General features: G+C 39.4%; 9 protein-coding genes and 1 tRNA gene. 4 read left to right on the top strand and 6 right to left on the bottom strand.

Annotated features, from left to right (window positions below; translation table 11 throughout):
- Positions 1-298: 298 nt before the first annotated feature.
- The 3 genes from radA (at position 299) to surE (ending at position 3,519) form a co-directional block, all read left to right on the top strand.
- Positions 299-1,660 (top strand): DNA repair protein RadA, encoded by a 1,362-nt coding sequence (radA, locus tag QZT26_RS13540; protein ID WP_099324367.1) that lies wholly within the window; start codon positions 299-301, stop codon positions 1,658-1,660.
- A gap of 56 nt (positions 1,661-1,716) precedes the next feature.
- A complete protein-coding gene (locus tag QZT26_RS13545) occupies positions 1,717-2,664 on the top strand; it encodes an SHOCT domain-containing protein (protein ID WP_164994660.1) in 948 nt (315 codons plus the stop codon).
- A gap of 96 nt (positions 2,665-2,760) precedes the next feature.
- Positions 2,761-3,519, top strand: coding sequence for a 5'/3'-nucleotidase SurE (gene surE, locus QZT26_RS13550; protein ID WP_164994661.1), 759 nt, complete (start codon positions 2,761-2,763; stop codon positions 3,517-3,519).
- A gap of 124 nt (positions 3,520-3,643) precedes the next feature.
- Here the strand turns inward: surE and QZT26_RS13555 are convergent, their stop codons facing one another.
- Positions 3,644-4,927 (bottom strand): S41 family peptidase, encoded by a 1,284-nt coding sequence (locus QZT26_RS13555; protein ID WP_164994662.1) that lies wholly within the window; start codon positions 4,925-4,927, stop codon positions 3,644-3,646.
- Between the two features lie 494 nt (positions 4,928-5,421).
- A tRNA-Phe gene (locus tag QZT26_RS13560) sits at positions 5,422-5,497 on the bottom strand.
- Positions 5,498-5,912: 415 nt separating this feature from the next.
- On the opposite strand from QZT26_RS13560, the gene ftsH reads away from it, so the two are divergent.
- Complete coding sequence (gene ftsH, locus QZT26_RS13565) at positions 5,913-7,763, top strand: ATP-dependent zinc metalloprotease FtsH (RefSeq protein ID WP_295102830.1); 1,851 nt, start codon at positions 5,913-5,915, stop codon at positions 7,761-7,763.
- 175 nt (positions 7,764-7,938) lie between these two features.
- Here the strand turns inward: ftsH and QZT26_RS13570 are convergent, their stop codons facing one another.
- The 4 genes from QZT26_RS13570 to rbfA form a co-directional block, all read right to left on the bottom strand.
- Positions 7,939-8,688 (bottom strand): YebC/PmpR family DNA-binding transcriptional regulator, encoded by a 750-nt coding sequence (locus QZT26_RS13570; protein ID WP_164994664.1) that lies wholly within the window; start codon positions 8,686-8,688, stop codon positions 7,939-7,941.
- A gap of 44 nt (positions 8,689-8,732) precedes the next feature.
- Positions 8,733-10,295, bottom strand: a complete 1,563-nt coding sequence (locus QZT26_RS13575; protein WP_295102833.1) for a tetratricopeptide repeat protein — start codon at positions 10,293-10,295, stop codon at positions 8,733-8,735.
- Between the two features lie 220 nt (positions 10,296-10,515).
- Positions 10,516-11,388, bottom strand: a complete 873-nt coding sequence (gene hisG / locus QZT26_RS13580) for an ATP phosphoribosyltransferase (protein WP_099324358.1) — start codon at positions 11,386-11,388, stop codon at positions 10,516-10,518.
- Positions 11,385-11,762 (bottom strand): 30S ribosome-binding factor RbfA, encoded by a 378-nt coding sequence (gene rbfA / locus QZT26_RS13585; RefSeq protein ID WP_099324357.1) that lies wholly within the window; start codon positions 11,760-11,762, stop codon positions 11,385-11,387. Before rbfA ends, hisG begins: the two co-directional genes overlap by 4 nt.
- Positions 11,763-11,833 lie beyond the last annotated feature (71 nt).

Consider the following 11,833-nt stretch of genomic DNA (forward strand, 5'->3'; position numbering starts at 1 on the left):
GAATTGCAAGGAGACAACCCCGTGGAAAACCTTCTGGCATACGCCAAAAAAGCTCTTTTAACAAAAACCACTTCCGGCTTAACTTATAATATCGCTTGTTAATTTTTCAAAGAACTAAAGTGTTACCTTTTTTTTAGCGGCAACAAATAATCCTTTAAAAATATCCAGGCTCTGCAAGTGTCGCTTAATGTGTTTTTAATACCATAATTCTTGTTGGTAAAAATTTTAAAAGGGCTTTTTTTGCCCTTTTTTATTTTTTCGCACGAAACAATTGAGGGGTGAATAACTCTCACGATACATGGCGAAAACATCTGTTGTTTACGTCTGCCAAAGTTGCGGATGGAAAAGTTTAAAGTGGGTAGGGCGTTGTGGCGGTTGCGGAGAATGGGATTCCACTGTAGAGGAATATAGTAATGATTCCGTTGGCGCTACTTCCTTGTCTGCCATGCTTGACAGACAACTTCCCATTCCGATAACTGAGATAAAACTTCAGGATTGCCCTTGTATCGAAATGGGAATCAGCGAATTTGACAGAATCCTGGGGGGAGGTTTGGTTGTTGGCTCAGCGGTATTGATCGGCGGAACGCCGGGAATTGGCAAATCAACACTCCTCTTACAAGTATGTCAGCACGTCAGTCAAAAAGGATATACCACGCTCTATGTCACAGGAGAAGAATCCGTTGCTCAAACAAAACTCAGGGCAGAGCGGCTATCCGTATTGTCGCCTAAATTACTCGTTGTTTCTGAGACAAATTTAGATTTTATATTAGAAAATATACACAACACACATCCTACCCTGGTGGTGATAGATTCCATCCAAATGATTTATAAGCCCCAGCTAGAATCCTCTCCGGGCACCGTTGCTCAGGTACGACAATGCGCAAATGAACTGATTTTTACCGCGAAATCTACGGGTTCTGCAATATTTCTGGTAGGACACGTAACCAAACAAGGTATAATTGCAGGTCCAAAGGTGTTGGAGCACATGGCTGATACCGTTTTGTACTTTGAGGGAGAAAAATTTCAATGCTATCGCATTCTAAGGGTTGTTAAGAACCGATTTGGATCCACGGATGAGATTGGAATCTTTGAGATGAGAAAAAACGGATTACATCCGGTTGACAACCCATCGGAGATTTTTATTTCACAGGGTATGAGAGTAGGCGCAGGTTCTACAATCATTCCCTGTATGGAAGGAACACGCGCTTTGCTGTTAGAAATTCAGGCGCTTGCAACAAAGGCAACGTTTGGCATGCCGGAAAGAAAGGTCAGCGGCGTTGACTATAACAGGGTATCGATGCTCCTTGCCATACTTGAAAAGCGGATTGGTTTAAAATTGGGAGGCCAGGATATCTTTGTGAATATTGTAGGGGGGGTTCATGTTTACGAACCTGCGGCGGATCTTGGTATCGCAATGACAATTGCCTCAAGTTTTAAAGAGAAACCAATACCTCCGGATATGGTAGTCATTGGCGAGGTTGGCCTTGGCGGTGAAGTGCGAAGTGTAAATCAAATTGAAATCAGATTAAAAGAAGCTCAACGGTTGGGTTTTAAAAGAGCAGTTATTCCAAAAGATAACGCTAAAGGATTAGGAAAAGATTTTGGGATTGAATTAATTGAAATATGCTACCTTTCGGAAGTAGTAGAAATAATCGGGTGAATTCAAAGAATACACATTTTAAAAAAACCAATTTGTTTTTGAGTATTATCTTCTGCATGCTGTCTTTTCATATTTCGGGTGCAATTCGCGCAGAAACATATGAGGATGGAAAGATTAAGGTGAGGCATAAAGAATTATCCATTAAAACAAACAGGGGTTCTGTGCAATTCAATCATCCTTATGAAATGAACAGTGATGTTATCGGTAATGTATTATCGCAGATTTATTTCGAAGAAAAGGGGCTTTTGAAAAAGAGTACATCTGTGAACGTCTTTCAGGATGACGAAATCAGCAGGCTTGTGCCCTTGATTATCCAGGCTTTTTCTGTAGCAACTCCTGCACAGGTAATAGAGGTTGTCTCGTACTCAGGGCGGCCGTTTTTCGCGGACAAACAGAACTACTGCGTTATGTTTATGAGGGATAGCCGTCTAAATATTGTTTTTAGCCGGGTACAAAAGTTCCAAACGTACAGCGATTTGGTGTCTGAGAAAAAAGGGATGGGTACGGCAAAAGAAGACCCGACGAAGATAAAAGGCAGTCGTTTTTGGGCGTTATTGCCTGCGTATGGACAAGCCTTTGAACCGGGGCACAAAAACTGGCTGGTCATAAACATATCAGATGAAACATACCAGAGGCCTGAAATAAAAAAACCGGACATTTCCGAGTCCGACAAGTCTGATTTCTATAACCAACTGCAAAAAAAAGAAAAAGTTGGCAGCAATATTCACTCTTCATCCGGTTATCAACAAGTGGAACCTGGCGCGAATGTCGTTCAAAGGGAAAGTAAAATCAAAGCCAAATTACTTATATTGCGCGAACTACTCAATGACGGGATTCTTTTACAGGAAGACTATGATTATAAAAAGGAAATGCTTTTGAATAATGGAATGAATGATATGGATATAAAAAATCAGCTCAGGGAAATAAAAGATTTACTGAAGGAGGGGCTTATTACAGAAGAAGACCATAGTAGAAAGAAAAAGGCGTTGCTTGATTTGTTTTAATTACAAAGATATCAATGCAAAAAATCCATATTGGAAATATGATTATTACGTGTGTACGGCGAATATACGGCAGACTCCTTATTAAGGATAAAACATATGCAGATTTTGCTCACAAATGATGATGGTATTTATGCACCGGGAATCGCTTCGTTAAAACACTATATTCAGGATCTGGGAACCGTTACCGTTGTTGCGCCGGATATTGAGCAAAGCGGCGTGGGGCATTCCATCACTTTCAACCAACCCCTGCGTATCAGGAAAGTGCACATGAACAATGAATTTATCGGGTACGGCGTTAACGGTTCGCCGGCAGATTGTGTAAAACTTGCCGTAAATGAGATTATGCGGGAGAAGCCTGACATTGTCATATCAGGGCTAAATATGGGGGCAAACGTGGGCATCCACATCCTTTATTCCGGAACGGTAGCGGCAGCGGTGGAAGCCACTGTCATGGGATTTTCATCCATCGCGGTTTCCTTCGAAATAACAGAACACTATGATGACATCCACAGGACGGCAGACGTAGCAAAAGGCATTATACAACGTATTTTAAGCCATAATCTACCCAAAAATTTGCTCTTAAACGTAAACATTCCTGCAATTCCGCCTGATCAGATAAAAGGGATTAAGATAACACACCAATTCACGCAGGATTTTAAAGAAGTTTTTCAAAAACGTATTGACCCAAGCGGCAGGGCTTATTACTGGTTGACAGGAGCAGATAAATCCAAATACCATGAAGAAGGAACCGACCTGAGTGCGCTTCGTGACGGGTATATCTCCATTACCCCCCTTCGTTATGACCGCACAGATTATCAACACCATAAAATAATTGAGGGATGGGATTGGCAATAGAAACAATGGTAACACTTTAGTCTTTTGAGAAACGTATTCTCCCTAAATTGGAGAAAAAAGCAGGTATGCCCTCTTGCCTGTAGTAAAAATCCATGAATTAATGCCCATTCTCTTATTAGTTATTTTATTTCCCGTCAGTTTCCATGCCTTTTATTACCTCTATTGCCTTTTCGAGTTGCAAATCTTTGAAGAGAGGGGGTTCTTTTTCCTTATCAGCCGCTTTCCTGCCTATTTTCGCCGCTGACAATTCTACCTGCAATTCCCTCATCTGGGAAAAATCAAGCGGAATTTCAATATCGGGTTCAATCCCTTTTTCGTGGATACATTCTCCCGATGGCGTATAATATTTGGCGGTCGTTAGTTTTAAGGCGGCATTGCCTTCGCGTATTGGAACCAGGCTCTGCACAGATCCTTTGCCAAATGTTTTCATGCCTACCAGCAAACCGCGTTTATTATCCTTTATCGCTCCGGCGACAATTTCAGATGCGCTGGCGCTTCCGTTATTTACCAGTACTACCAGCGGGAAATCAGGATAGGAGCCGCTTCTGCGGGCGCGGTACAGAATGTTTTGGTCAGGACCTCTGCCTCGGGTTGAAACAATAACGCCCTTTTTTAAAAATCTGTCAGAAACACCCACGGCGGCGCTCAACAATCCTCCAGGGTTAAATCGCAAGTCCAATATTAAACCTTCCATGCCTTGCTTCAATAATTCTTTCACTGTTTTATCCAGATCATCAACGGTGTTTTCCTGAAAATTTATCAGAGCTAAGTAGCCAATCTTCTCCGTTTCATCCACCATTTTTACGTCTCTTATACTGTTTACATGGATCTTTGCCCGCTGTATTGTAATATCCACCGGCATAGATTCTCCCTCATGCAAAACAGTAAGGGTTGTTGTTGTGCCCGGCTTCCCCCGAAGGAGTTTTACGGTTTCACGAATAGCTATGTCTTTGGTTGGTATGCCATCAACCTTGAGAATGCGATCTCCTACCAATATCCCTGCCTTGAATGCTGGAGAATCGAGTATGGGGGTTATTACGGTTATTAGCCCATGCCTGACAATTACTTCGATACCTAAACCTTCAAACTCCCCTTCCGTTTCGATCTTAAGCTCTTCTAATTCTTCGGGACTTATATATTGACTGAAGGGATCCAACTCCGACATCATTCCACGGTATGCGTTTGTAAAAATAGTGTTAATATCCAATTCTTCAACATACTTTTCCTGCAGCGCCTTTATTACCTTAACAAACTCTTCAAACTCCTTATATATAAAATCACTGGTTTGCTGATTTGCCCGTTTTGTCACAGCATTTGCCGGCGCTCCCAATGTAAATGTATTTGCGGAGACACTGCCTGCAAAAATTATCATTGTATAAAATAATAAAACAAATAGACTTTTTTTCATTTTCCTTTGCTTCCTGAAAATAATTAATTTTATAAAACTATAAAAGAATGACTTTTTGAGAGTGAAATTTATCGAAAGGTATTTTAAAGATACGTTGCTTTTCCAGAAATGTTGCCACGATTTCCATTGTATTTGTATAAGGTAATACTATACCGTATATTTGTGTTTTTGTAAAAAACTGTAACTATTCAGCGTAATTTATTAAACTACCGGAGATCAGAGCGTAACTCGTTCCCAAACCTTGTACTGAACATAGTGAAGTATCTGTTTGGGAACGTAATGGTACTGGAACTACATTCGCGGGTTCAGGCTTGTAACCGTTCGGCTGAGCTCACGACGAACGGTTGCAAACATGAACCCGCCGGGATTCATGTAATGTTTACACTGAATAGTTACAAAAAACTTGCAATAGGAAAAACGTTGCTTTCTTGTATTGCTGTGTTCGCAAGATATGGAGGGGTGCTAAATGCGGGAGATCTTTGAAGGATTGTAAGTGGTGGGCAGAGACGGGATCGAACCGTCGACACCAGGATTTTCAGTCCTGTGCTCTACCAACTGAGCTATCTGCCCCATTAATTTTACATTGATACATCACTAATGCAGTGGCGATATTATAGGTATGAAACAGGCGATAAGTCAAGTTTTTTATTTACCCACCAGCATTAAATAGCGAATCATATACCTGAATTGACAGGCAGTATGCGTTTTTTTAAATCTGCCCTCATCAGCGGCTATACTTAAATACTATACAGGTCTTAAAATCCAGTCCATGTATATTCGCCAATTTTTATTCTATTCACCGCTGACCCTTTCACCTGCCTTTGGCATCTCTGTTTTTTTAAACGAGACTTTGATATCATCCCCGGAAGCAGGGATTTAAATTTTGACAATAGACATATTATCTAATATAATTCATTGTTCTGTCTATCTTTTTTGAATATTTATATTTTATTTTATTAATTACATGATCAAAGATAAACATTCCATGAAAAATAACAAAAGGCGGTCTTTTTCCCTTGGTTACATCCTTCTTTTCTTTGCTATTGTATATCTGGCACAGATGTTTTTTTCTCCAAAAGCAGAAGAAGTGTCTTATAGCCAGTTTAGACTCTATCTTAAGAATGGTTATATATCCGAGTGCACCGTGGGCCAGAATATTATTCGAGGTTATTATAAAAAATTTTCCGCTGAAGGTGGTGAAGAAGACAAGATTGCGTTTTTTACTGTTCCTATACAAGACCAGGCGTTGGTGAATGAACTTGAGGAACAAAAAGTACGTTTTAAGGGTGCTCCGGAAAATAATTTTCTAAAAAGCATGATTATGTGGTGGATTATACCTTTCGGTGTTATGACGCTTGTCTGGTTTTTGTTATTAAAGAAATTTAGCGGTATGGGTTCCCCTTTCATGTCTTTTGGCAAAGCAAAAGTCAAACTTTATTCTGATAATGGCACACAAAAAATAACCTTTGCCGACGTCGCCGGATGCGATGAAGCAAAAGAAGAATTAAAGGAAATTAAGGATTTTCTTGCTTATCCCGATCGATTTCAAAAATTGGGGGGGAAAATTCCCAAAGGTGTTCTCCTGATAGGGTCTCCAGGCACGGGAAAGACACTTCTTGCAAAAGCAGTTGCGGGAGAAGCCGGGGTACATTTTTTTTCTATCAGCGGTTCGGATTTTGTTGAGATGTTCGTCGGCATGGGCGCTGCCCGTGTGCGGGATATGTTTGAGCAGGCAAAGGAAAAGGCGCCATGTATTGTTTTTATCGATGAAATTGATAGTGTGGGTCGGCAAAGGGGAGCGGGGCTTGGCGGGGGGCACGATGAACGGGAACAAACCTTAAACCAGCTTTTGGCAGAAATGGATGGTTTTAACTCACAAAAGGGCATAATCATTATTGCGGCAACAAATCGACCGGATGTTTTAGATAACGCCTTATTACGTCCTGGGCGCTTTGACCGCCAAATAACGATCGACAGGCCTGATCTTTCTGGAAGAGAAGCTGTTTTGGCAGTCCATGCAAAAACTGTAAAAATAGATCCGGATGTTAGTTTTAAAACGATAGCAAAACGCACGCCCGGTTTTACCGGAGCCGATTTAGCAAACGTTATTAATGAATCAGCACTTCTTGCGGCGAGGCACAATAAAAATTCTGTTGGGATGGAAGATCTGGAAGCTGCAATTGACAGGGTTTTGGCCGGACCTGAAAGAAAGAGCAGGATTATGAGTGAAGCAGAGAAAAAAACTGTTGCTATACACGAATCTGGCCATACTCTTATTGCTGCTATGTTGCCCAAAACCGACCCAGTACATAAAGTCTCCATAATTCCCAGAGGAACAGCTGCTTTGGGATATACCATGCAATTGCCGATAGAAGATAAGTATTTAACAACGGAGTCTGAATTGTTGGAAAATATCTGTGTCTTGCTTGGGGGTAGGGCCGCCGAAGAAATTATTTTAGATGAAATTTCAACAGGTGCCCAAAATGATATTGAAAAGGTATCAAAACTAGCAAGAAATTATGTTTGCCGATTTGGTATGAGTAAGAAAATAGGCCCTCAGACTTTTGGCAGGCAATCTGGTAATATTTTCCTAGGTCATGATCTTGTTCAGGAAAAGGAATACAGTGAAAAAACCGCTGTTACAATTGATGAAGAAGTGACAAAAATCATTAATGAATGTTACGAAAAATCGAGAAAATTAATTCAGGACAACCGGGGTAAGCTTAATGTATTGATAAAAAAACTCGAAGAGTGCGAAGTCCTTGATGGAGAACAAGTTCTTGAGTTACTAAATTTAAAAAAGAAGGATATTTCCCTCAGTGGTGATAAAGAGTAAGATTTTTCACCAGATGAATTACCCGCGTAAATGATTTTGCCCATCGTTTGTAGAGTGCGTAGTATAATTATGCACAGTAAGTACTACTAAATTCCCGTGTGCTTTTTCCATCCATGTGCAAAAGCAACACACCTCAACTTTCAAAAAAACAAAATTTATACTTTTGGGAAAGCGTTTACTTTTCAGCCTCAAAAAATTCTTGTGCAAAGTTCAGATTAGAGTAAACACTATTTACATCATCATGATCCTCTAGCGCCTCTATAAGCTGAAGCGCTTTTCGATATGCTTCTCCTTCCACCTCTATAGTATTATTTGCCAACCAGCTTGTTTCTGCATTCTCTATGGTTATATTTTGAGTTTCAATAGCTTTTTTAACTGCATCCAAATCAGTTTGAGCACATAACACTTGATAATACTCCCTCACTGTTTGCAAATCCTCTGCACCCGCATCTAACACCAGCATCATAAATTCATCTTCTACGCACACATTATTGTTCACCAATATAATGCCTTTTTTTTCAAACATCCAGGAAACGCAACCTGTTTCACCCATATTGCCGCCAAACTTTTCAAATAGTTTTCTTAGTTCTGGCACGGTTCTGTTTTTATTATCGGTTAACGCATCCATCATTATTGCTATTCCATTTGGCCCATACCCTTCAAACAAGCATTCTTGCAATTCGATATTATCGCCTCCCGTTCCGATACCTTTTTGTATCGCACGCTCTATGTTGTCTTTCGGCATATTTGCCATCCGCGCCTTACTTATTGCAAGTTCCAGTTTCGGGTTCATATTAGGGTCGCTACCACCTTTTTTGACAGCGATAGTAATCATCCTGGATATTTTAGAAAACACCTTGCCTCTTTTAGCATCAGCAATGCTTTTTTTATGTTTTATCCCAGCCCAATGTGAATGTCCTGCCAAGTGTATTATTCCCCACTTAAATACATAGAATTTAATTTTTCAAACTATATTTTTTTCTTTAAATGATGTTTTATTATTTTTGTACTGTTTTTTTCTAAAGAAATGAGACGTTTTATTTTGTCAATTTTATGTGTTACATTTTCCAATTGTTTTTCATAGACGTGTGTTTTTTCATACAATACCTTTGCCTTTTCCCACGCGCCCAACGCATCGTACCAACTGCCCAGGCTATAATTCACGTCTCCCAGATGCTCAAAAATATACGGATCTTCCAATAGTTTAATCGCCTCTTCCAGCTTTTGAAGCGCCATGAATAAATAATCATCTCTTTCTTCTATTTGCGCTTTTTTATAGTATGCCCAACCCAAGCTATCAAGATACGCGCCATTTTTTGGTTGAGAGTCAAGGGCTCTATTGATTAATGTAATTGCCTCGTCAATATTTCTGTTATTTTCCGCAAAAAAATATCCAAGGAAATTATTGGCTTCGTGAAAATCAGGGTCTATCTTTATGGCCAAACGCAATTCTTTTTCCACCGTATCATATTTTTGACATTGGTAATAAAGATTGGCCAACATAAAGTGAACATCTTTTTCTGTTTCTGCTTCTAATGGTAACAATCTCATTTTTTCAATTGTTTTTGTCGCTTCGTCAATGTTATTCTGGCTGCTATATATCTGACAGAGTAAAAAATATTCTCTTGGATTCCTGCTGCCTATCTCTATGTTGTTTTCGAGAATTTCCTTAATTTTTTCTATTTCTCCATTTCTTTCCGTTTTTTTTCCCAATTTCTCATAAATTTCAGAGAGTGTAAGGCGCATTATCCAGTTTTCAGGTTCTTTAAGAAGAAATTCCTTCGCTTCTTCAACAGCAGTATCATGATCATTTAAAATATCATAACATAGTGTTATATAAAAACTCGAAAAAGTTAGTTCCGGATCATATTTTTTTGCTTTCAAAAAATGTTCCAGCGCCATATCAACAATGTTTTTCTCAAAGTATTTTAACCCAATTTCATAATGAAACTTTGCCGGGCGGGCAATAATGTTCATATTAAACATGGTTTTAAAACACTCCGCACTTTTTTCTATCATGCCCAGTTCTATATAAATATTTGCAAGCCGATAGAGGGAGTCTGCCAGAAAAACTTCGTCCAGTTTGGTAATTTTACATTTTCTGGCATATTCATATTCCGAAATTGCCTCTTTCTTTCTGTCAACTGCTTCGTAGAGAGTGGCCAGTGTGTAATGAAGGCTGAATTCCTGTGGGGTTTGATTCGCAAGTTTTTCGAGGGCATTTATAGCTTTTTCATTCTCGCCTAATTGAAAATAACAGGTAGCCAAATGCTTTATGACCCTCTCAGAATTGGGGTCTATTTCATTCGCCTTTTCAAAATTATCAGCAGCCATTTCCCAATTTCTCTCTAGTAAAAAAAAGTACCCCGCACTAAAGTAGGAAAACGCATCTTCCATTCTTTTTAAGTGTAGAAATACCCCTTCTCCGGATGTGGGAGAATTTTTCCTAATGGTAACATTACTACATCCCAAAAACTCCAGAAAGAAGATAATTACGGATAAAACAATAATGGTAAATGATTTACAAAACATTTCATATTTCTTTTTACACTTTGCAAGCTTTAAATAAAATAGCAAGTAACTACTGGCGAAGCAATACCTCTACCTAATGGAAAATACGCTATACGACGAATCCGTATAAAGCTACCGATTGTCCGTATCGAGCCTTCTTTAAAAAATAGCGACTATTAAGTGCAGGGAAAGTGGCATGATGGTGCTATAATACTTCAATTGGTTAAATAGTTACGGGTCGTTAAAGTATTACTTTATTTAATGGATATTCAATAATTCCTTCAGCCCCTGCCCTAATTAATGCCGGAATAATGTTTCTCGCGATGCTTTGATCTACCATTGTTTCAACCGCATAGCCGGCACCTTCGCTTAAGGTCGAGACCGTGGGTTTCCTCAGTGCAGGCAATTGTTTTAATACCTTTTCCAGGGAATCTCCAGGTACATTCATTTTTAATCCAACTTTTTCACGTGCAATGATTGCTCCTTCAAAAAGCATGGCAAGATTTTCTATTTTTGTGCGTTTCCAATCATCTTTCCATGACTGGTGATTAGTGATAAGCTGGGTTGCCGACTCCATAATTGTATCTATTATTCGAAGTTTATTAGCCCTGAGACTGCTGCCTGTTTCGGTAAGCTCTACGATCGCATCAACCAAAGCAGGCGCCTTTGCTTCTGTTGCACCATGAGAAAATTCAATATCAGCGACAATTCCTTTCTCCGCAAGATATTGTCTGGTAACATTAACCAACTCCGTAGCAATGCTTTTATTATTTAGATCCTGCACAGACCTTATTTCTGAATCCTCCGGAACGGCCAATACCCATTTGACCTTTGTGAGTTGTTGTTTCGCATAGACAAGGTTCACCACTACTTTAACGTCGGAACCTGCCTCTTTTACCCAGTCAGCGCCCGTTAGACCCGCATCAATAATACCTTTTTCCACAAACCTTGACATGTCCTGCGGCCTAATTAATCTTATAGTTATTTCATCATCATCAATTGTGGGGTAATATGACCTAGAATTGACGCGAACCGTATAGCCCGCTTTTTTCATCATGTCAATAGTAGATTCTTGCAAACTGCCTTTCGGCAAACCAAAATTTAATGTTTTCATTCTTCCGATCCATTCTTTTCAATTACAGAACTTCCACGAACAGCTTCGTCAATAATTTTTAAGATACGATTACGTTTTTCAGTTAATTCATCCAGGCAAAATTTCAAGTGAGGGGTATATTTTATTCGCAAACAAGACCCCAATTCCGTCTGTATAAATCCTTTGGCATGATCCAGCCCACACATAGTATTTTTCCGCTCCAATTCGTTACCAAGCACAGAAACATAGACCTTTACATTTTTCAAATCTGCTGATATATCCACCTCGGTTACTGTTATAAAGCTCAGTCTTGGATCTTTTACTTTATAAAGTATAATTTTACTTACTTCCTGTTTAATAAATTCAGATAGTCTTTCCGCTCTTCTTTTAGACATAAGCCGTAGTAATCAACCCGCCTTTTATAAAAATAAACTCCCACGAAACATTTTATTACGACTTGGAATAC

Origin of the sequence: uncultured Candidatus Kuenenia sp. (assembly GCF_900696675.1) — a bacterium.
Lineage (GTDB): Bacteria > Planctomycetota > Brocadiia > Brocadiales > Brocadiaceae > Kuenenia > Kuenenia stuttgartiensis_A.